The 21,150-nt window shown below is 68.5% G+C and carries 22 protein-coding genes; 8 read left to right on the top strand and 14 right to left on the bottom strand.

Annotation, left to right across the window (positions count from 1 at the left end; genetic code table 11):
* Positions 1–28 precede the first annotated feature (28 nt).
* Together TX88_RS13305 and TX88_RS13300 are read right to left on the bottom strand one after the other, a co-directional pair.
* Positions 29–985 carry an electron transfer flavoprotein subunit alpha/FixB family protein gene (locus TX88_RS13305; protein ID WP_044517417.1) on the bottom strand — a complete coding sequence of 319 codons (957 nt, stop codon included), beginning with the start codon at positions 983–985 and terminating at the stop codon, positions 29–31.
* Between the two features lie 33 nt (positions 986–1,018).
* Positions 1,019–1,810, bottom strand: a complete 792-nt coding sequence (locus TX88_RS13300) for an electron transfer flavoprotein subunit beta/FixA family protein (RefSeq protein WP_044517415.1) — start codon at positions 1,808–1,810, stop codon at positions 1,019–1,021.
* Positions 1,811–2,027: 217 nt separating this feature from the next.
* On the opposite strand from TX88_RS13300, the gene TX88_RS13295 reads away from it, so the two are divergent.
* The 6 genes from TX88_RS13295 to TX88_RS13270 all read left to right on the top strand — a co-directional run bounded on the left by TX88_RS13295 (position 2,028) and on the right by TX88_RS13270 (position 8,553).
* The gene (locus TX88_RS13295; RefSeq protein WP_044517413.1) at positions 2,028–2,813 is read left to right on the top strand and encodes a class I SAM-dependent methyltransferase; all 786 of its coding nucleotides are present in this window, start codon (positions 2,028–2,030) and stop codon (positions 2,811–2,813) included.
* Positions 2,810–4,366, top strand: a complete 1,557-nt coding sequence (locus TX88_RS13290) for a 1,4-alpha-glucan branching protein domain-containing protein (RefSeq protein WP_044517411.1) — start codon at positions 2,810–2,812, stop codon at positions 4,364–4,366. The genes TX88_RS13295 and TX88_RS13290 overlap by 4 nt, the downstream gene beginning before the upstream one ends.
* Positions 4,367–4,457: 91 nt before the next feature.
* Entirely contained in the window at positions 4,458–5,699 is a 1,242-nt protein-coding gene (locus tag TX88_RS13285) for a glycosyltransferase family 4 protein (RefSeq protein WP_044517409.1), read from the top strand.
* Between the two features lie 40 nt (positions 5,700–5,739).
* A complete protein-coding gene (locus TX88_RS13280) occupies positions 5,740–7,134 on the top strand; it encodes an MFS transporter (protein ID WP_044517407.1) in 1,395 nt (464 codons plus the stop codon).
* Positions 7,127–7,885 carry an ArsR/SmtB family transcription factor gene (locus TX88_RS13275; RefSeq protein WP_044517405.1) on the top strand — a complete coding sequence of 253 codons (759 nt, stop codon included), beginning with the start codon at positions 7,127–7,129 and terminating at the stop codon, positions 7,883–7,885. Before TX88_RS13280 ends, TX88_RS13275 begins: the two co-directional genes overlap by 8 nt.
* A 71-nt stretch (positions 7,886–7,956) precedes the next feature.
* Positions 7,957–8,553 carry a hypothetical protein gene (locus TX88_RS13270; protein WP_044519374.1) on the top strand — a complete coding sequence of 199 codons (597 nt, stop codon included), beginning with the start codon at positions 7,957–7,959 and terminating at the stop codon, positions 8,551–8,553.
* Between the two features lie 9 nt (positions 8,554–8,562).
* Here the strand turns inward: TX88_RS13270 and TX88_RS13265 are convergent, their stop codons facing one another.
* Positions 8,563–9,306, bottom strand: a complete 744-nt coding sequence (locus TX88_RS13265) for an acyltransferase (protein ID WP_044517403.1) — start codon at positions 9,304–9,306, stop codon at positions 8,563–8,565.
* Positions 9,307–9,471: 165 nt separating this feature from the next.
* On the opposite strand from TX88_RS13265, the gene TX88_RS13260 reads away from it, so the two are divergent.
* Positions 9,472–10,755: a BamB-related PQQ repeat family beta-propellar protein gene (locus tag TX88_RS13260; RefSeq protein WP_044517398.1), complete on the top strand. Its 1,284-nt coding sequence runs from the start codon at positions 9,472–9,474 to the stop codon at positions 10,753–10,755.
* Positions 10,756–10,762: 7 nt separating this feature from the next.
* Here TX88_RS13260 and TX88_RS13255 read toward each other — a convergent pair whose 3' ends face one another.
* The 8 genes from TX88_RS13255 to TX88_RS34545 form a co-directional block, all read right to left on the bottom strand.
* A complete protein-coding gene (locus tag TX88_RS13255; protein ID WP_044517396.1) occupies positions 10,763–11,452 on the bottom strand; it encodes an esterase in 690 nt (229 codons plus the stop codon).
* A 75-nt stretch (positions 11,453–11,527) separates the two neighbouring features.
* Complete coding sequence (locus TX88_RS13250) at positions 11,528–12,700, bottom strand: THUMP-like domain-containing protein (protein ID WP_044517395.1); 1,173 nt, start codon at positions 12,698–12,700, stop codon at positions 11,528–11,530.
* A 9-nt stretch (positions 12,701–12,709) separates the two neighbouring features.
* Positions 12,710–13,717 carry a class I SAM-dependent methyltransferase gene (locus tag TX88_RS13245; protein ID WP_044517393.1) on the bottom strand — a complete coding sequence of 336 codons (1,008 nt, stop codon included), beginning with the start codon at positions 13,715–13,717 and terminating at the stop codon, positions 12,710–12,712.
* Between the two features lie 34 nt (positions 13,718–13,751).
* On the bottom strand, positions 13,752–14,420 hold the full coding sequence (locus TX88_RS13240) for an enoyl-CoA hydratase (RefSeq protein WP_044517392.1): 669 nt from the start codon (positions 14,418–14,420) through the stop codon (positions 13,752–13,754).
* A complete protein-coding gene (locus tag TX88_RS13235) occupies positions 14,417–15,298 on the bottom strand; it encodes an NUDIX hydrolase (protein WP_044517389.1) in 882 nt (293 codons plus the stop codon). Before TX88_RS13235 ends, TX88_RS13240 begins: the two co-directional genes overlap by 4 nt.
* The gene (locus TX88_RS13230) at positions 15,295–16,164 is read right to left on the bottom strand and encodes an ABC transporter ATP-binding protein (RefSeq protein WP_044517388.1); all 870 of its coding nucleotides are present in this window, start codon (positions 16,162–16,164) and stop codon (positions 15,295–15,297) included. Before TX88_RS13230 ends, TX88_RS13235 begins: the two co-directional genes overlap by 4 nt.
* Positions 16,095–16,811 (bottom strand): membrane protein YczE, encoded by a 717-nt coding sequence (gene yczE, locus TX88_RS13225; protein WP_044517387.1) that lies wholly within the window; start codon positions 16,809–16,811, stop codon positions 16,095–16,097. The genes TX88_RS13230 and yczE overlap by 70 nt, the downstream gene beginning before the upstream one ends.
* Entirely contained in the window at positions 16,808–16,954 is a 147-nt protein-coding gene (locus tag TX88_RS34545) for a hypothetical protein (RefSeq protein WP_167333295.1), read from the bottom strand. The genes yczE and TX88_RS34545 overlap by 4 nt, the downstream gene beginning before the upstream one ends.
* A 64-nt stretch (positions 16,955–17,018) precedes the next feature.
* Between TX88_RS34545 and yczR the strand changes: the two genes are divergently transcribed.
* Entirely contained in the window at positions 17,019–18,458 is a 1,440-nt protein-coding gene (gene yczR / locus TX88_RS13220; RefSeq protein WP_044517385.1) for a MocR-like transcription factor YczR, read from the top strand.
* 7 nt (positions 18,459–18,465) lie between these two features.
* Here the strand turns inward: yczR and TX88_RS13215 are convergent, their stop codons facing one another.
* The 3 genes from TX88_RS13215 to TX88_RS13205 all read right to left on the bottom strand — a co-directional run.
* Positions 18,466–18,774, bottom strand: coding sequence for a hypothetical protein (locus tag TX88_RS13215; RefSeq protein WP_044517383.1), 309 nt, complete (start codon positions 18,772–18,774; stop codon positions 18,466–18,468).
* Positions 18,775–18,820: 46 nt separating this feature from the next.
* On the bottom strand, positions 18,821–20,065 hold the full coding sequence (gene serB / locus TX88_RS13210) for a phosphoserine phosphatase SerB (protein ID WP_209447056.1): 1,245 nt from the start codon (positions 20,063–20,065) through the stop codon (positions 18,821–18,823).
* Between the two features lie 42 nt (positions 20,066–20,107).
* The coding region (locus TX88_RS13205; RefSeq protein ID WP_044517382.1) for a cytochrome c oxidase subunit I at positions 20,108–21,150 on the bottom strand (1,043 nt) is incomplete at its 5' end.

Genomic DNA, 21,150 nt, shown 5'->3' with positions numbered 1-21,150 from the left:
GGGGTTCTGCGTTGACGCCTTGGGGGAATTATCCCTTGCGGGCCTTGACGGCCTCGGTCAGCTGCGGGCTGACCTTGAACAGGTCACCGACGATGCCGAGGTCGGCGATCTCGAAGATCGGCGCTTCCTCGTCCTTGTTCACCGCGATGATCGTCTTCGACGTCTGCATGCCGGCGCGGTGCTGGATCGCGCCGGAGATACCGAGGGCGATGTACAGCTGCGGCGACACGGTCTTACCGGTCTGGCCGACCTGGAACTGGCCCGGGTAGTAGCCCGAGTCGACCGCGGCGCGGGAGGCACCGACGGCACCGCCCAGCGAGTCGGCCAGCTCCTCGACGACCGAGAAGCTCTCGGCGCTGCCGACACCACGACCACCGGCGACCACGACGCTGGCCTCGGTGAGCTCGGGGCGGTCACCGGCAACGGCGGGCTCGCGCTTGGTGATCTTGGTCGCGTTCTCGGCCTGGGCCGGAACCTCGACGTTGACGACCTCGCCGGCACCGTCGGCCGGGGCGGCCTCGATGGCACCCGGACGGACCGTGATCACCGGGGTGTCACTGGTGACCTGGGCCTCGACGGTGAAGGCACCACCGAAGATGGAGTGGACGCCCACTGCACCCTCGCGGACCTCGACCACGTCGACCAGCAGGCCCGAGCCGATACGCGCAGCCAGGCGGGCGGCGATTTCCTTGCCGTCAGCGGTGGCGGCGACGATCACGCCGGCGGGGGCGGCCGACTCGGCCAGTCCTGCCAGCACGTCGACGACGGGGGTGACCAGGTAGCTCTCAGCGTCGTCGGACTCGGCGACGTAGATCTTGGCCGCACCGGCGGCCTTCAGGCCGTCGACCAGCGGGGCCGCGGTGCCCGGCTTGCCCACCACAACGGCGGCAGGCTCGCCCAGCACGCGGGCAGCGGTAATGAGCTCGGCGCTGACCTTCTTCAATGCGCCTTCGGAGTGCTCAACGAGCACAAGTACTTCAGCCATGAGTTCTCGTTACGTCTTTCGGAAGTGGGTGGGCTAGATCAGCTTTTGGGCAACCAGGTACTCGGCGATCTTCGTGCCGCCGTCACCTTCGTCGGTCACCTTCTCACCGGCGGTCTTCGGCGGCTTCGGGGTCGAAGACAGCACCTTGGAACCGGCATTGGCAACGCCGACCTCATCGGCTTCCACGCCGATCTCGGCGAGGGTGAGCACGGTGACTTCCTTCTTCTTGGCGGCCATGATGCCCTTGAAGGAGGGGAAGCGGGGCTCGTTGATCTTCTCGTTGACGCTGACCACGGCCGGCAGCGAGGCCTCGAGGCTGAACACGCCCTCGTCGGTCTCACGCTCGGCGGTGACCTTGCCGCCCTCGACGGTCAGCTTGCGCACGTGGGTGAGCTGCGGCAGGCCCAGGTACTCGGCGATCACGGCCGGGACTGCGCCGCCGACACCGTCGGTGGCCTCGTTACCGGCGATGACCAGCTCGGTGCCCTCGATGGTGCCCAGCGCGCGGGCCAGTGCCCACCCGGTCTGGATCACGTCGGAGCCGTGCAGGCCGTCGTCCTTGAGGTGCACAGCCTTGTCGGCACCCATGGACAGCGCCTTGCGGATCGCCTCGGTGGCGCGCTCCGGGCCGGCGGTCAGCACGGTGACAGTGCTGTCGCCGCCCTCACGCTCCTTGATCAACAGCGCCTCTTCCACGGCGCGCTCGTTGATCTCGTCGAGCACGGCGTCGGCAGCCTCGCGGTCGAGGGTGAAATCGCCGTCGGACAGCTTGCGCTCCGACCAAGTGTCTGGGACCTGTTTGATCAGGACCACGATGTTCGTCATGACTCTGGTTCGTCCTCCTCGATGAGACCGGTGACCCGGGCTCATATCACGTTCTAGGCAACTAGCATCATGTTACCGGTCGGTAACTTTTGATGGTTCGCAGGATCACCATAGCTGGTCGGAGTTTGTATTCCGGCCTCCCCTACCACACCCCTGAGGTAGGGGAACCGTTCGCGGATAGTCCACCAGTGCTTCGCCTGGGTTAGCCTGCCTTCCAATGAGCGCTTTAGTGGAAGACCCGGACGGCGTCGAATCCCGGGCCCTACCCCTGACCGGCGAGCGGACCATCCCCGGCCTGGCCGAGGAGAACTACTGGTTTCGCCGTCATGAGGTGGTGTATCAGCGATTGGCCGGCCGTTGCGTCGATCGTGAGGTCCTGGAGGCCGGCTGCGGTGAAGGCTACGGCGCCGATCTGATCGCCGACGTGGCCCGCCGCGTCGTCGCGCTCGACTACGACGAAGCCACGGTGGCACACGTGCGCGCCCGCTACCCGCGGGTCGAGATCCAGCACGGCAATCTCGCCGAGCTGCCCCTGGCCGACGAGTCGGTCGACGTCGTGGTGAACTTCCAGGTCATCGAACATCTGTGGGATCAGGGTCAATTCGTCTCCGAGTGTTTCCGCGTGTTGCGGCCCGGCGGCGTGTTCCTGGTCTCCACCCCCAACCGGATCACCTTCTCCCCCGGTCGCGACACCCCGCTCAACCCGTTCCACACCCGTGAACTCAACGGCGCGGAGCTGACCGAACTGCTGCACGACGCCGGTTTCACCGTCGAGTCGATGCTCGGGGTCTTTCACGGCGCCGGGCTGGCAGAGCTCGACGCCCGGCACGGCGGCTCGATCATCGAGGCGCAGGTGCAGCGAGCCGTGGCCGACGCTCCGTGGCCCGAGCAGCTGCTCGCCGATGTCGCCGCCGTCGGCATCGACGACTTCGATCTCACGTCCGCCGACGAACGCAACATTGATGACAGCCTCGATCTGGTCGCGATCGCGGTGCGGCCGTGACGCATCCCACTCAGGAGCCTGAACCCGAACCGGTACCCGGGTTGTTCACCCTGGTCCTGCACACCCATCTGCCCTGGCTTGCGCACCACGGACGCTGGCCGGTCGGCGAGGAATGGCTCTACCAGTCCTGGGCCGCGGCCTACCTGCCGCTGATGCGGGTGCTGCGCGGGCTGGCCGCCGAGGACCGCAGCCACCTGATCACTCTCGGCATGACGCCGGTGGTCACCGCGCAGCTCGATGACCCCTACTGCCTGACGGGTATGCACCACTGGCTGGCCAACTGGCAGCTGCGCGCCCAGGAGGCGACGACGCTGCGCGAGGAACCAGCCTTGCAGCAGTTCGGGATTCGCGAGTACGCCGAGGCCGGTGCGGCCATCGAGGAATTCACCACCCACTGGCGGCACGGCGCCAGCGGGCTGCTGCGCCAGCTGATCGACGCCGAGACCATCGAACTGCTCGGCGGCCCGCTGTCACACCCGTTCCAGCCGCTGCTGAACCCGCGGCTGCGCGAGTTCGCGCTGCGCGAAGGCCTGGCCGATGCGCAGCAGCGGTTCGCGCACACCCCGGTCGGCATCTGGGCACCCGAATGCGCGTACGCACCGGGTATGGAGACCGGTTACGCCGCGGCCGGTGTCGGGCATTTCATGGTGGACGGCCCGTCGTTGCACGGCGACACCACCCTCGGCCGGCCGGTCGGTGACTCCGACGTGGTGGCCTTCGGGCGCGACCTGCAGGTCAGCTACCGCGTGTGGTCGCCCAAGTCCGGTTACCCCGGTCATGCCGCGTACCGGGATTTCCACACCTACGACCACACCACGGGCCTCAAACCGGCCCGGGTCACCGGCCGCAACGTCCCGTCCGAGGAGAAGGCGCCCTACGATCCGCAGCGCGCCGACCGCGCGATCGACGAGCACGTCGCCGACTTCGTCGAGGTGGTCCGCCGCAGGCTGATCAGCGAGAGCCGGCGGATCGGCCGCCCGGCGCACGTCGTGGCCGCGTTCGACACCGAGCTGTTCGGGCACTGGTGGTACGAGGGCCCGGAATGGCTGGGCCGGGTGCTGCGGGCACTGCCCGCGGCCGGCGTGCGGGTGGGCACCCTCGCCGACGCCAAGGCCGGCGGATATGTCGGTGCCCCGGTCGAATTGCCGCCCAGCTCATGGGGTTCGGGAAAGAACTGGCAGGTCTGGAACGGCGAGAAGGTGGCCGATCTGGTGCAGCTCAACAGCGAGGTGGTCGACGGCGCACTGAGCACCGTGGACAAGGCGCTGACCCAGCACGCCGCGGTCGGTGCACCGACCCCGCGCGACCGCGTGGCCGATCAGATCCTGCGGGAGACGTTGCTGACGGTCTCGAGCGACTGGCCGTTCATGGTCAGCAAGGATTCGGCCGCCGACTACGCGCGCTACCGCGCGCATCTGCACGCCCACGCCACCCGCGAGATCTCCGACGCACTGGCCTCGGGCCGTCGCGACCACGCCGAACGGCTCGCCGACGGCTGGAACAAGGCCGACGGACTGTTCGGCGCCCTCGACGCCCGGCGTCTGCCAAAATGACCACCAGCGCGAGCGTGCGGTTCTGCCGCTCGACACCCCGGCAATCCCCAGCATTGTGCGCACACTCGCACCGGCACGAAGGCCCGCAGTCATGAAGATCCTGATGGTGTCATGGGAGTACCCACCCGTCGTCGTCGGCGGTCTGGGCCGACACGTGCACCACCTGGCCACCGCGCTGGCCGAAGCCGGACACGAGATCGTGGTGCTCAGTCGCAGGCCCACCGACACCGATCCCAGCACGCACCCGTCCACCGACGAGGTCAGCGAGGGTGTACGGGTGGTGGCCGCCGCCCAGGATCCGCACGAGTTCGTGTTCGGCACGGACATGATGGCCTGGACCCTGGCGATGGGCCACGCCATGGTGCGCACCGGCCTTGCCGTCAAGGACAATTCGGGCGACCGCTGGGTGCCCGACCTCGTTCACGCCCACGATTGGCTGGTGGCCCATCCCGCCATCGCCCTGGCCGAATTCTTCGATGTACCACTGGTTTCCACCATCCACGCCACCGAGGCGGGTCGGCACTCCGGCTGGGTCTCGGGCCCGATCAGCCGCCAGGTGCACGCCGTGGAATCCTGGCTGGTGCGCGAATCAGATTCACTGATCACGTGTTCGGCCTCGATGAGCGACGAGATCACCGAACTGTTCGGACCCGAACTGTCCGAGATCAGGGTGATCCGCAACGGGATCGACGCCGATCTCTGGCCGTTCGCGCCGCGACGCCCCCGCCAGGGTCCGCCTGAGTTGCTCTACCTCGGCCGCCTGGAATACGAGAAGGGCGTGCACGACGCCATCGCCGCCCTGCCCCGGATCCGGCGTGCACATCCCGGCACCACGCTGACGATCGCCGGCGACGGAACCCAGCAGCAGTGGCTCGTCGAGCAGGCCCGGAAGCACAAGGTGCTCAAGGCGACCCGGTTCGTCGGACGGCTCGGACACGAGGAACTGCTGCAGGCCCTGCAGTCCGCCGACGCCGCGGTACTGCCCAGCCACTACGAGCCGTTCGGCATCGTGGCGCTGGAAGCCGCGGCCACCGGAACCCCGTTGGTGACCTCGAACGTGGGCGGCCTGGGCGAAGCGGTGATCGACGGCCAGACCGGAATGTCGTTCGCACCACGGGATGTGGTGGGGCTGGCCGCGGCGGTACGTGCTGTGCTCGACGACCCCGAGGCGGCGCAGCGCCGGGCGATCGCCGCCCGCGAGCGGCTCAGCGCCGACTTCGACTGGCACACCGTGGCCGCCGAGACCAGCCAGGTTTATCTGGCCGCCAAACGTGCCGAACGCGAACCACATCCGCGTCGGCCGATCGTCGAGCACGCCCTGCCCGACCGCTGATTCGACCGGCGTCGAATCAATCCGCACCTAGCGTGCGGATATGGCACCACAACGTTCGCCCGTCCTCACCCTGATCGCCGCCTACCTCGGGCTGTTCGTCGGCCTGGTCGACGCGAACGCCGTCAACCTGGCCCTACCCGCGATCGGCAGTGACCTCGGCGGCGGGGTGACCGGTGCGCAATGGACCATCGACGCCTACAACGTGACATTCGCGGCGTTTCTGCTGACCGCAGGATCACTCGGCGACCGGTTCAGCCGGCGCCGGATGCTGCGGATCGGGTTGGCCACCTTCGTCGCGGCGTCCATCGCCTGCGGGCTGGCCCCGTCACTGACGCTGTTGCTGGTGGCACGGGCGGTTCAGGGACTCGGTGCGGCGATGATGCTGCCGCAGGGCCTGGCCATCGCCGCGGCGGTCTTTCCGGATCCACGCGGGCGGGCCCGGGCCACCGCGGCGTGGGCGATGGCCGCGGCGAGCAGCACCGCACTGGGGCCGCTGCTGGGTGGTGTCCTGGCCGAAACCATCGGCTGGCGCTGGATCTTCTGGGTCAATGTGCCGATCGGCATCCTGGCGTTGATCATGAGCGTCTCGCATCTGCCCGACTCGCGCGATCCAGACGCGGCGCGCATCGACCTGCCGGGCCAGTGCCTGGCCATCCTGGCGCTCGGCGCCGCCACGCTCGTGCTGGTCGAGGGTCACGACTGGCGTTGGCAACAGACCGTGGCGATCGGCGCGGTGGCCCTGGCCGCGTTCGCGGCATTCCTGGCCGCCCAGCGTCGCAGCCCGCACCCCATGCTGCCGCTGGACCTGTTCGGAAGCCGCCGGCTGGTCGGCGCTCTGCTGGCCACCTTCGCGATGACGTTCGGTATCTACGGGCTCTTGCTGGTGAACAGCTTTGCCTTCCAACAGCTCCGGGGCTCCAGTGCGTTGACGACAGCCGTGTGGTTCCTGCCGATGGCGATCGTGTACCTGCTGTTGATCCCCGTGGCCACCGGGTGGGCCCGCCGCACCGGCCCGCGCCCGGCGATGGCCGCGGGACTGGCGCTGATGGCGGCCGGATCGCTGCTGTACGCCGCAGCCGGGCCACTGGGCGCGATCGGTTGGCTGGAGCTGTCGTTCGTGCTCGCGGGTGCCGGACTGGCCCTCAACACGGGCCCGGCGGTGACACTGGCGATGGACGCAATCCCGGTGGGCCGGGCGGGTCTCGCCGCGGGGGTGGTGAATCTGGCCCGGCTGCTGGGTATCACTGTCGGGGTCGCGGTGTTGGGTAGTGCCATGACGGTCGTCGGCGGCGCGGCAGGAGTTCGGACCGCACTGCTGATCGGTGCCACCTGCCAGTTGATCGGCGCGGTGCTGGCGCTGCGGCTGACGCGGCGCACCCGGGCACCGGCTGAACGACGCGACCAACCCGCCGGGAAGGAGTCATGCCATGCGTGAGGCGCAGGAACTGGCCTCGGCGACCGAGGTGGACATCGCGGCGGTGGCCGCACTGCTGGCCGACCCGGCGCGCTGCAAGGTGCTGCTGGCACTCGACGACGGCCGTGCGCTGCCGGCCGGTGTCCTGGCCGAGGAAGCGGGCATCAGCCGCCCGACGGCCAGCAGCCATCTGGCCAAACTGACCGATGCCGGCCTGCTCACCGTCCGCACTCAGGGCCGGCACCGCTACTACCGGCTGGCCGGGCCCGAGGTCGGCGCGCTCATCGAGCAACTCGGCCGGCTGGCGCCCGCCCGGCCCGTCACCTCGCTGCGGGAGGGCACCCGGGCGGCACGGCTACGCTCCGCCCGCACCTGCTATGACCACATCGCCGGCCGGCTCGGCGTCCAGCTCATGGGCAGCCTGCTCGATCGCGGTGTACTCACCGGCGGCGACGGCTGGTTTCATCCCGGCGGCACCGACCGGCTGAGCAGTCCGGGCCACGACGTGCCCTATCAGCTCACCGACGGCGGCCGCGGCCTGCTGCATCAGATGGGTATCGAATTACCCACCGGCCCAAGGCCCCTGGTGCGTTACTGCGTCGACTGGACCGAGCAGCGGCACCACCTCGCCGGCGGATTGGGCCGGGCGGTTCTGGACCATTTCCTGGCCGCTGACTGGCTGCGCCGCGCCCCGCGCCACCGCGCGCTCACGGTGACCGATTCGGGCTGCGCCGCCCTGAGCGCCCGCTTCGGCATCGACTGGGCGGGTTGACGCGCGCGTTCGAGAATCGCCGATCCGCTGTCGGCACCGCACTCAGCAAGCAGAATCGAGGCGTGGTCCAGATCCGCAGACATCTACGTACGGCCTGCGCTGCATTCGTCGGCGCGACGCTCACCCTCGGCCTGGCCGCACCGGCGACCGCCGAGCCCAGCGGCACCGCGCCCTCACTGCCCGCGTTCGTGCCCCAGCCCTCGGACTGGTCGCCGAACTACACGGTGTTCCCCTACAACCTGTGGCAGGTGCGCGTCACTCCCGAGCAGATCGACGCCCAGCGCGAGTCCTGTCAGTGGTTCAACGCCCAGTACGGCACGTTGATGAGTCAGATCGCGGGCTTCCAGAATTTCCTGGGCGCGCAGCACGACTATTGGACCGCGCCCGGCGTGCAGGCCGCGGGCAACGCCGTCAGAGCCAACGTCGATCAGTCGGCGGCGTTCCTGGATCCCCGGGCTCACACCCTCTACATCACCAATTACCCGGACCAGAGCCAGTATTCACCGCTCTACAACGGCGACTCGATCTATCACCTGTGGTATCAGCTGACCCAGATCAGCGACAAGATCCAGAAACAGCAGCCGGCCGGGGTCATCAACGCCAACATCGCCACCGCGAATGTCTACGGGAACGTGATCCGCGACTCCGGGGTGTGCAACGGGGCCTGAGCGGCCCGGTCAGTTGCTGTTGGCCGCCTTCTTGCGCTCGATGTCGGCCAGTGCGGCGGCGAGTTCGGCGCGCTCGGCGGCCGATGTCTCCCAATCCAGTTTGCGGTTCTTGACCACCCTGGCCGGCGCCCCGACGGCGATCGAATAATCGGGGATCTCACCCTTGACCACGGCGTGGGCACCCAGCACGCAGCCGCGGCCGATCGAAGTGTTGCGCAGGATGGTGACCTTGGCGGCGATCCAGGTGTCCGGGCCGATGCGCACCGGGCCCTTGATGATGCCCTGGTCCTTGATGGGCATGTCGATGTTGTCCATCTTGTGGTCGAAGTCGCACACGTAGCACCAGTCGGCCATCAGCGCGGAGTCGCCGAGCTCGATGTCGAGGTAGGTGTTGATCACGTTGTCGCGACCCAGCACCACTTTGTCGCCGATGCGCAGCGAGCCCTCGTGGCAGCGGATGGTGTTCTTGTCGCCGATGTGAACCCAGCGACCGATCTCCATCTGCGCCAGCTCCGGCGTGCACTGAATCTCCACACCCTTGCCGAGGAAGACCATGCCGCGGGTGATGATGTGCGGGTTGGCCAGCTTGAACTTCAGCAGCCGCCAGTACCGCACCAGGTACCACGGGGTGTAGGCGCGGTTGTCGATGACCCATTTCAGCGACGCTCTCGTCAGGAAATCGGCCTGGCGAGGGTCACGCAGCCGGGAACCCCGCCAGCGCTTGTGAATCGGGGCGCCCCACATCGTCGTCATGGCCGGACAGCCTACGCGAGGGCATTCGACCGAGTCCCGGGTCATTCCGCTGATGTACTGCCACGCCCGTCCCGGTCACTGCGCACCGGCCCGCGGGGCGGCCGGGTTACCCTCACCAGGGTCACAAATACGAGCGCCCCGCGTGTTCGGCGACGAAAGGACATCGTGTTCCGGCGATACCTCGCACTGGCTGTCGCGGTGCTGTTCACGGGCCTGCTCGCCGGTTGCGAGAACACCGATTCCTGGGTGGACGCTCACGCCGCACAAGGCTGGTCGGCGCAGTACGGCGATGCCGCCAACAGCAGCTACACCCGCTCCCGTGGTCCCGAAGCACTGCGGTTGGAGTGGAGCCGGTCGGTCAAGGGTGAGTTGGGTGCCCAGGTGGCGTTGAGCACGGACAACCGGCTGGCGGCCAACGCGCAGACGGCCGGCGGCTGTTCGTTGATGGTGTGGGAGGCCGACAACAACGCCCGCCAGCGCTGGTGCACGCGATTGGTGCTGGGCGGCGGCTGGTCCAGTCCCCTGTTCGACGGATTCGACAACGTCTACGTCGGGCAGCCCGGCACCATCCTGTCCTTCCCGCCGACACAGTGGATCCGCTGGCGCCAGCCGGTGATCGGCATGCCGACCACGCCCAGGCTCCTCGATGACGGCCAACTGCTGGTTGCCACCCATCTGGGTCAGGTGCTGGTGTTCGACGCCCACCGGGGCACGGTTGTGGGAACACCGCTGGATCTGGTCTCCGGTGTGGACCCGACCGATTCGCAGCGCGGTCTCGGCGACTGCCAGCCGGCCCGGTCGCGGTGCCCGGTGGCGGCCGCACCCGCGTTCTCCCGTCAGGCCGGCATCGTGGTGCTCAGTGTGTGGCAGCCCGGGGCGGAAGCGCCGGTGCTGATCGGATTGCGCTACCACCCCGGTGAGCAGACGCTGCTGACGCAGGAATGGACCAGCACCGCCGTGGGCCGCGGGCCGCTGGCCAGTCCGGTGTTGTCCGCCGACGGTTCGACGGTGTACGTCAACGGCCGCGACCAGAAGCTGTGGGCACTCAACTCCGCCGACGGTTCGCCGAAATGGTCGGTGCCCCTGAACTATCTCGCCCAGACCCCGCCATCGGTGTCACCCGACGGGCTGATCGTGGCCGGCGGAGGCCCGGAGGCCAAGCTGACCGCGGTGCGGGACAACGGGGACCAGGGCGAGGTGGCCTGGACCCGTGACGATGTCGTGCCGCTGACCACGTCGAGCCGCGCCGACGGTGTCGGCTACACGGTTGCGCGCGAGGGCGGGCACGGCCAGACGCTGTTGGTGTTCGACACCGCCGACGGGCACACCCTCAATGCCTATCCTGTGCCGGAGGCCACCGGCTGGCCTGTCGGGGTGTCGATCGGCAACGACCATCGGATCGTCACCGCGACCAGCGACGGTCAGGTGTACGGGTTCGCTCCGGCCTGACCGCGCCTCAGGCCAGCAGTGCCGCCACGGCGGACCGCGGGACGCTGGCCTGGCTGGCTCCGGCGGCTTCGGGCATCAATTCACCCTGCCCGAAGAAGAAGATCACCGAGTCGTCGGTGATCGCGAAGTTCTGATAGTGCACGGGGTCCAGGCCGACCGCCGGTGTGATGGCCTGTTCGACCCCGGACTGTTTCTGCAATTCGCGCTGCACGATCGGGAAGATCACGTCCAGCGGCCGGGAACCCGGCTTGAACAGGTTGTCGAAGGTGATCGGTGCCCGGGTCGCCACGTTGTAGTTGAACGTCTTGTACCAGGTCTGCGGGTGAGCGCCGCCGACGTTCTGATACACCTCGAAGACCAGGCTCTGGGTGTGCGCCGGCGTCCCGGAGCTGTAGGCGTTGCCCTTGGCGTCCAGGACGTAGGGCTGATCGCGCGAGCCGGGCATGTCCGAGACATTGACGAAGCCGTCGCGGGTCTGGATCAGGTAGGCGGCGACAGCCTGTTGATCCGGATAGCCGACGGGGAACGTGTAATCCAGTGTGTAGGTGGCATTGGCGGTGTGCACCTGACAGATCTGGTCGCCGTCGACGTTGCCGCCCAGGTCGGTGCAGGCCGACTGCGCGGCCGCCACGGGCACGCCGAGCCAGCCGAGCAGCGCACCGGCTGCCAGCAGCGCTGTCACAGGGGGAAATCGCATCGTCAGTCGTCCTCGCAGGCGATCAACTCACACCGGTGGATCCACCGGCGTGTTTGGGACCAGATTACTTGGCGGTCATCGTGACGGGCGACAAATGAATGCCGTTGCCCGGCTGGCCGCCCCGGAACCGAGCCGTGCGATCACCACAGCCAGGTGTTCGGTGCCACGCAGCCGCATCCGGGCCCGCAGCGCGTCGGGATCCACGTCCAGGCCACGAACCAGGATCTCCAGTGCCCCCACCGATCGGGCCGTCAGCGCGGCCCGCAGCCGCCGCTCCTGGAAATGCAGCTGTTCGATGACCTCGAAACCGCGCACCCCGGCGGGCAACTCGTCACCGGACAGATAGGCGATGTCGGGGTCGAGCTGCCAGAGTCCGTACCGCGCGGCGTAGTGGCGCACCAGCCCGGCACGCACCACCGCACCGTCGGGGTCGACGATCCAGCGCCCGGCCGGGGCGACGGGACAGTCGTCGGGTTCGGCGTCGCTGATCTCCTCCCCGGTTTCGAGCATGCTGGACCGTCGGCGGACACCGGGTTCGGTCAGCCCGGGTGACCACAGGCAGGCTTCGCGCACGCTGCCGCCGACCGAGGTCACCTCGATCTCCCCGCCGAACCCCATCTCGGTGAGTGCGTCGAAATCGATTCCCGGAGCGCACTTCACCACGAGGTCCCGGCCGCGGTAGACGTCCAGGACGGCGTCGAGAGCCGGGGTGTAGGCCCGCGGGTCGAAGCGGCGCCGTCCACCGGATCGGCGGGCCGGATCGATGATCACCACGGTGTCGCGGGTGACCGGTACCAGCGCGTCCGCGCGGCACAGTGGGACGGCGGGGCCGCCGCCCTCCAGATTGTGGGCGGCCATCGCCAGCCGTACCGGATCGAGGTCGCTACCGACCAGCTGTGCGGCGCAATCACGCAGTGCCACAAGCTCACTGCCGATAGAGCAGGTGGCATCGTGCACCCGCGCCCCGGTCAGCCGGCGCGCCCGGTGGGCGGCCACCGGCGCGGCCGTGGCCTGTTGCAGCGCCTCGTCGGTGAACAGCCACTGCCCCGGGTCGTCGAACTTGGCCGCGGCCCGGCGCCTCAGCTGTACGGTTTCCACGAGAATTCCGGCACGGTCACCGAATTGTGTTCGGACAGCGGCGATGTCGCCGACCAGGCTGGCCCCGGCGAGGCGGCGGCCGGCCACCTCAGCCAGCGCCTGCGCTCCCGCCTCCGAGCGCAGGTATGCGACAGCTCCTGTGTCAAACAGCGTCGGGACCTAATCTCCTGACGGCTTGACCCCGGTGACCATCACGTTGTAGAACCAGCCCTTGGGCACGACGCGGCGCCACACGTTGGAGTCGACCCAGCTCAGCGTGGTCCAGCTGTTGAACGCGAACTTGGCCCAGCCCCAGCCCAGGCGCCCCGGCGGCACCGCGGCCTCGAAGGTGCGCACCGGCCAGCCCAGCATCGCCGCGGTGAATTCCTCGCTGGCGGTACGCACGTCGACCGCACCGGCGTTGGTGGCCATCCGCTCCAGATCGGCCGGGTCGAAGGTGTGCAGGTCGACGACGGCTTCCAGTGCCGCGGCGCGGGAGGACTCGTCGAGTTCGGCCTGCGGCCGGCGCCAGTTGCTCAGCCAGGGCAGCTTGGTCAGGTTGGTGGTGGCGTGCCAGGTCAGCGTGGACAGCTCGCGGGCGTACTTGTTGCCGACCGTGGTGGGCTCACCGGCGAAGACGAAACGGCCGCCGGGCTTGAGCACCCGGACCACCTCACGCAGGGAGAGCTCGACGTCAGGGATGTGGTGCAGCACGGCGTGCCCGACCACCAGGTCGAAGGTGTTGTCCTCGTACGGGATGCCCTCGGCGTCGGCGACCCGTCCGTCGATGTCCAGGCCGAGTGACTGACCGTTGCGGGTGGCGACCTTGACCATGCCCGGGGACAGGTCGGTGACCGAACCGCGCCGCGCCACACCGGACTGGACCAGGTTGAGCAGGAAGAATCCGGTACCGCAGCCGAGTTCAAGGGCCCGGTCGTACGGCAGCTCACGCTGCTCGGACTCGGGGACGATGGCGTCGAAGCGGCCGCGGGCGTAGTCGATGCACCGCTGGTCGTAGGAGATCGACCACTTCTCGTCGTAGGTTTCGGCTTCCCAGTCGTGGTAGAGCACCTGCGCGAGCTTGCTGTCATGCATCGCGGCTTCGACCTGCTCGGCCGTGGCGTGCGGGTTAGGAGTCGGCATGCCGGCGATATCGGCGTCGGTACCGGAATCCTTGATGTCAGTCATGCAGGGCAGCCTAACGGCCCGGGTGGGGTCGCTGTCAGGGCCGGTCCACCTGTCCGTCGACGGCGGCCTTCGCCGCGGCCAATACGTCCACCGGATGGTCGACGAATCGCCGCGCCCAGGCCAGTGCCTCGTCGTAGACGTGGTCGGGTGCCACCATCTGATCGATCAGCCCGAGTTCCAGCGCCTCCTCGGCGCCGACGAACCGGCCGCTGAACACCAGCTCCTTGGCCTTGCTGGCGCCGATGACCTCGGCCAGCCGCGCACCGCCGCCGGCGCGGGGAGCCAGGCCGGCCAGGATCTCGGTCGCTCCGAACTTCACGTTGTCGCCGCTGACCCGCCAGTCTGCGGCCATCGCCAGGGTCAGCCCGCTGCCCAGCGCGTAGCCGGTGATCGCGGCGACCGTGGGCTTCGGGATGGCGGCGACGGCCTCGATGCACTGGCGCAACGCCGCATCCGCGGCGGCGGCCTCGCCCGTGTTCAGCGTGCGTAGCTCCGGAACGTCGTCGCCGGCGCAGAAGATCTCATGGCCGCCGAACAGGATCACCGTCGAGATGTCGGTGCGTGCGCCGAGCTCGTGGGCGCCCTCGATGATCTCGCGGTACATCTGCCGGGTCAGGGCGTTGGTCGGGGGCCGCGACAGCATCAGGGTGCCGACGCCGTCCTGCTCGGGCACCCCGGTGATCACACTGACGAACTCGTTCACTGAGCCGATTCCCCGCCCCGCCCCAGCGGGGCCCGGTGGTTCCTGGCCGCGTTGTAGCGGCCGCTGTCGAAGAACTCGATCTGCCAGCTCCCTTCGCCGAGGGAGAGGTTGGGCTCGGTGGCGACGATCTTGCGTTCGGTTGCCAGCACATCAGCGACGGAACGGCCGTGGAGGGAGTTGAGCTGGGTCCAGGTCGGCGGCAGTAGGAACGAGTTGCCCTGCTCGAAGTCGTCGAGACCGGCCTGTGGGGTGCTCCAGAACGCCCGATCGGTTTCGGTGTTCTCGCCGTCAGCCCGCTGACCCTCGGGCAGTGCGCCGACGAAGAAGAAGGTGTCGTAGCGGCGCGTGCGTTCCTCTTTGGGGGTGATCCAGTTGTCCCACGGCCGGAGCAGATCGGCGCGCAGGACGAGTTTCTCGTCGCGCAGGAAATCGGCGAAGGACAGCGAGTGGTTGGCCAGTGCGGCACGGGCATCGCCGTACACCGAGGCGTCGGACACGATGCCCGGGTCGCCGGAACCGCTGTGAGGCCCGGCGAACAGCACGCCTGATTCTTCGAAGGTCTCCCGGGCCGCGGCGCACACCAGCGCCTCGGCCAGCCCGGTTTCCACACCGAGTCGCTCCGCCCACCAGTTCGGTTCGGGTCCGAACCAGGCGATGTCGGCATTGCGGTCGCGGTCGTCGACTCCCCCGCCCGGGAACACCATCACCCCGGCCACGAACTCCATCGCCGCATGCCGGCGCATCATGAAGACTTCGATGTCCGCGGCGCCACCGCGGTGCACATCGCGGACCAGCATCACGGTCGCCGCAGGCCGGGCCACCAGCGGATCGTCGGTGCCGGTCGGCTCCTCGCGCGAGCGCTCGTCGCTGCCTGTCATTCACGCCTCCTGTGCGCCGCTCGGGTCCTGGTTCGCCGGGCGAAGTAGCGCCCGTCGATGGTGTCCAGGGCGATCGACTGGCCGAACGCCTTGGAGAGGTTCTCAGCAGTCAACACCTCGGTCAGCAGACCCGAAGCAACCGCCTTGCCTTCCGAGAGGATCAGCGCGTGGCTGAATCCGACCGGAATCTCCTCGACATGATGGGTGACCAGGACCATGGCCGGTGCATCGGGGTCGGCAGCCAGGTCGGTCAACCGGGCCACCAGCTCTTCGCGGCCGCCCAGATCGAGGCCGGCCGCGGGCTCGTCGAGCAGCAGGAGTTCAGGGTCGGTCATCAACGACCGGGCGATCAGTACCCGTTTGCGTTCGCCTTCCGACAGCGTCCCGTAGGTCCGCTCGGCCAGGTGTTCGGCGCCGACGCTCTCCAGCATGTCGACGGCCTGGGCGTAGTCGACGTCCTCGTAATCCTCGCGCCAGCGGCCCAGCACGGCGTAGCCGGCCGACACGACCAGATCGCGCACCACCTCGTCGTCGGGAATCCGTTGCGACAGCGCCGAGCTACTGAGTCCGACGCGGGCGCGCAGCTCGGACATGTCGGTGCGGCCCAGCCGTTCACCGAGCACGTAGGCGGTGCCCGACGAGGGATATTCGGTGGCCGCCGCGATCCGCAACAGCGAGGTCTTGCCTGCCCCGTTCGGGCCGATCACCACCCAGCGTTCGTCGAGTTCGACCGCCCAGGTGATGGGCCCGACGAGAGTGTTGCCGCCGCGCCGCAGGGTCACCCTGGCGAAGTCGATCAACAGGTCGGGGTCGGTTCCGTCTCCGTCATCGGTGATTGTCGAGTCGGTGCGTTCCCCTGAGGCCACTCGCTCATCGTAGTGACCGGTTCCCGATCCGCTCGGGCACGCCCGCCGCTGAAATCGTGGAACAACAATGATCGTGGCATCAGCCGCAGGAACAGCTGCACGAGCGGCCCGATCCCGACCGCGTAGACGACGGTGCCGATCCCGACAGTGCCACCCATCAGCCAGCCCACGGCCAGTACGGTCGCCTCAATTCCGGTGCGCACCAATCGCACCGACAACCCGGTGCGGGCGACGAGTCCGGTCATCAGGCCGTCGCGGGGTCCGGGGCCCAGGCCGGCACCGATGTAGAGCACGGTGCTGATGGCGTTGAGCACGACGGCGCCGATCATCATCGCGATGCGTACCGGCAGTGCCGAGGGCGCGGGCAGGACGGCCAACGTGGCGTCCACGGTGACTGCGATGACGATGACGTTGGCGACGGTCCCGATCCCGGGCCGGTTACGCAGCGGGATCCAGGCCAGCAGGACGACGACGCCTACGACGGCCGAGGCCATCCCGAGGGACAGCGGGGTGTGCCGGGTCAGACCCTGGTGGAAGACGTCCCACGGATCGAGGCCGAGCCCGGCGCGCACCATCATCGCCATCGACGCGCCGTAGCCGCAGAGGCCGATCAGGAGCAGGGCACCGCGTTTGAATGCCGTCATCATGCGTGGTCGGGGAATCGGACGCGGATCGCGTCGAGCTCGCTGCGCACCCGGCGGGCGTCGACATCGCACTCTCGGGCGTAGTTGCCGGCGTCGTACACACGGCGGAGATTCTCCGCCAATCGGGAAATCCAGTTCCGAGCCATACATCCATAATCACGGCGATGTGGCTTGCCCATCAATATCCAGTTGGCACATACTGGCCTCATTATGTCGACAGATATGGCCGCTCGCGCCCTCGATGTGGACCTGTTGGCCCGCGAACTCGGCAACTGGCGCACCTCCAGCCAAAGTGGACCTGCCTACCTCGGTCTGGCCGACGCCATCCGGCTGCTGATCGTGGACGGCCGGGTTCCGGTCGGGTCGCGCATTCCCAGCGAACGGGCGCTGGCGGAGTCCCTGCGGGTGTCGCGCACCACGGTCACCGCGGCCTTCGCCCAGCTGCGCGACGACGGCTACCTGCACGCCCGTCGCGGCGCCCGCAGCATCACCGCCCTGCCGGCCGCCGGCCACATCGAGCCCGACGCCACCACACCGACCGTGAGCCTGGCCGCCGCCGCCCTGTCCGCACCCGGCACCGCCGTACTGGAGGCCTTCGCCGAAGCCGCTCGCGATATCGCGCCGTATCTGCGCGAGCCCGGTCACGAACTGATGGGCGTCGGCCCACTGCGCGCGGCGATCGCCGAAAGATATTGCGCCAGAGGTTTGCCCACCGATCCGAGCCAGATCATGGTGACCAGCGGTGCCCAGCACGCCATCGGACTGATCCTGGCCAGCCACACCCAGCCCGGCGACCGGGTGCTGGTCGAGCAGCCCACCTATCACGGTGCGCTGTCGGCGATCTCGACGGCGGGAGCGCGGGCGGTCCCAGTCGCGCTCACCGAGGACGGGTGGGAGCTCGACGCCGTGCAGGCCGCGTTGCGGCAGCTCGCCCCGAGCCTGGCCTACCTGGTTCCCGACAGCCACAACCCGACCGGTTTCACCCTGCCGGCCGCCGACCGAAAGCGGTTGGGGCAGATCATTTCCGATACCCGCACGCGCACCATCGTCGACGAATCGATCGTCGACATGTGGATCGACGAGGCGCCGCCCGAGCCGCTGGCGGCCTCGGTGCCCCGCACCGATCTGGTGTTGACCATCGGTTCGATGTCGAAGTCGTTCTGGGGCGGCCTGCGGGTCGGCTGGATCCGCGCCGAGCGCGGCACGCTGGCCACCATCGCCGCGATCCGGCCCTCGGTGGACCTCGGTACCCCGATCCTGGAACAACTCGCGGCAGCGCAGTTGCTCGCGATGCGCGCGGAGGTACTGCCGGAACGGCGCGAGATCATCCGGGCACGGCGGGAGTTCCTGGTGGCGTTGCTGGCCCGGGAACTTCCGGACTGGCAGCCCGGGCACGGCCGCGGCGGAATGTCGCTGTGGGTGAAGCTCCCCGCGCCGATGAGCACGGCGTTGTCGGCCGCGGCGATGCGGCTCGGTCTGGATGTGCCCGCCGGCCCGCGGTTCGGGGTGGACGGCACGCTGGAGCGGTTCATCCGGTTGCCCTACGCGCTGCCCGAACCCGAACTCGAAGAGGCCGTGAATCTACTGGTGCGGGCCTGGCACAGCATCAACGGCACGCTGAGCGCGCAACCGCAGACCCTGGTGGTCTAGTCGGCGATCAGGGCTGCTGCGACATCGCGTAGCAGGTGCTGTAGTGCTCGATCGTGCACGGAATCCCATTCACCGTCGGCAGCTGGCCCGGCTGGTTGGTGATGTTGGTTCCCCCGGCGCTGGGTGCCATCACCGGCGGTGCCACCGCACCCATCCCGCCGCCGGACGAACCGGCCACACACACGCCGTCGAACTTTGTCTGCACGGTTCCCGACGGGCATCGCTTGGCCTCGGCCGGGGCCGCGACCGCCAACTGTCCCAGGACTGCCGCAACGGCGAACGCGCCAACCAAGACCGTGTGCTTCAGGTTCGCCATGCCCACACCCTACTTCAGGGTGGCTGCCGGTTCACCCTTCGCGATGTCAGTCCTCGGGGATCTCGACGCGGCGCAGCACGCCGTCCTGGGCGTCGGCGGCCTCGATCTCACCGCGGGTGACACCGAGGATGAACAGCACCGTGTCCAGGTAGGGATGGCTCAGCGACGCGTCGGCGACCTCACGCAACGCGGGTTTGGCGTTGAACGCGACACCGAGGCCGGCTGCCGCCAGCATGTCGATGTCGTTGGCCCCGTCGCCCACGGCCACGGTCTGCTCCATGGGCACGCCGACCTGCTGGGCGAAATCGCGCAGCGCCTTGGCCTTTCCGGGCCGGTCGACGACCTGGCCGATGACCCGCCCGGTCAGCTTGCCGTCGACGACTTCCAGTTCGTTGGCGGCCACGTAATCGAGCATGAGTTCGTGCGCGAGGGGCTCGATGACCTGACGGAAGCCGCCTGACACCACGCCGCAGTGAAAGCCGAGCCGGCGCAGGGTCCGGATGGTGGTCCGGGCACCGGGCGTCAGCTCCACCTGCTCGGCGACATCGTCGAGCACGGAAGCCGGCAGACCGGCCAGGGTCGCCACCCGGCGGTGCAGGGATTCGGCGAAATCCAATTCGCCGCGCATCGCCGCTTCGGTGACAGCGGCCACCTGGGCTTCCATACCAGCCCGGGCGGCCAGCATCTCGATGACCTCGCCCTGGATCAGGGTGGAGTCGACGTCGAACACGATGAGCCGCTTGGCCCGCCGGGCCAGGCTGTAGTCCTCGAGTGCGATGTCGACGCCTTCGTCGACGGCCACCTGGGCCAACGCCGACTGCAGTTGGCTGTACGCGGCTCCGGCCGGAACCGAGACCCGGAGTTCCAGGCCGGTCACCGGGTAGTCGGACACGCCGCGGATCGTGTCGATGTTGACGCCAAGACCCGCGACCGCACGGGCCACCACACTGAACGCCTCGGCGGTGATCGGCCGGCCCAGCACCACGATGGTGTGGGTCGAAGGCTCGCGCATGACGGGCATGTCGTCACTGCGCTCGATCGTCACGTCCAGGCCGAGCCGGTGAATCGCCGTCTCGACGTCGCTGCGGAGCGCATCGCCGTCGACGGTCTCGGCCGGCGCCGCGACCAGCACACCCAGGGTGAGCCGGCCGCGGACCACGACCTGTTCGACGTTGCGTAGTTCGACCTGATGGCGGGCGAGCACCTCGAACAGCGCCGATGTGACACCGGGCTGATCGACTCCGGTGACGGTGATCAGTACCGACGAGCGCTCTCGCGGAGCACCGATCATCGAAACATCCTCGACGTGCTCACCCCCGGATGCTGCCACCCGTCAGCTGGAGCTGTCCGCAGACTCGAGCTCTGGGTGATGCGTGCGGCCCACGTGGGCCTCGGCACGCATCCGCTCGACCATGTGCGGGTAGTGCAGCTCGAATGCCGGGCGCTCCGAACGGATCCGGGGCAGCTCGGTGAAGTTGTGCCGCGGCGGCGGGCACGAGGTCGCCCACTCCAGCGAATTGCCGTAACCCCAGGGGTCATCGACCGTCACAGGCTCGCCGTAGCGCCAGCTCTTGAACACGTTCCACACGAACGGCAGCGTCGAGATGCCCAGGATGAAGGCACCGATCGTGGAGATCACGTTCAGCGTGGTGAAGCCGTCGGTGGGCAGGTAGTCCGCGTAGCGGCGCGGCATGCCCTCGTCACCGACCCAGTGCTGCACCAGGAACGTGGTGTGGAAGCCGATGAAGGTCAGCCAGAAGTGCAGCTTGCCCAGGCGCTCGTCGAGCAGACGTCCCACCATCTTCGGGAACCAGAAGTAGATGCCCGCGTAGGTGGCGAACACGATGGTGCCGAAGAGCACGTAGTGGAAGTGCGCGATGACGAAGTAGCTGTCGGTGACGTGGAAGTCGATCGGCGGGCTGGCCAGCAGCACGCCGGACAGGCCACCCAGCAGGAAGGTGATCAGGAAGCCGACCGAGAACAGCATCGGCGTCTCGAATGTCAGCTGGCCCTTCCACATCGTGCCGATCCAGTTGAAGAACTTGATGCCGGTCGGGACCGCGATCAGGAACGTCATGAACGAGAAGAACGGCAGCAGGACCGCGCCGGTGGCGTACATGTGGTGCGCCCACACCGCGACGGACAGAGCCGCGATGCTGATGGTGGCGTAGATCAGCGTGGTGTAACCGAAGATCGGCTTGCGGCTGAACACCGGGAAGATCTCGGACACGATGCCGAAGAACGGCAGCGCGATGATGTACACCTCGGGGTGACCGAAGAACCAGAACAGGTGCTGCCACAACAGGACACCGCCGTTGGCGGGGTCGTAGATGTGTGCGCCCAGGTGGCGGTCAGCCGCTAGGCCGAACAGCGCCG

The sequence above is a fragment of the Mycolicibacterium septicum DSM 44393 genome (genome assembly GCF_000455325.1).
GTDB classification, from domain to species: domain Bacteria; phylum Actinomycetota; class Actinomycetes; order Mycobacteriales; family Mycobacteriaceae; genus Mycobacterium; species Mycobacterium septicum.
The sequence above is the reverse complement of the archived record's forward strand: the minus strand, read 5'-3'. Positions and strand labels throughout refer to the sequence as shown.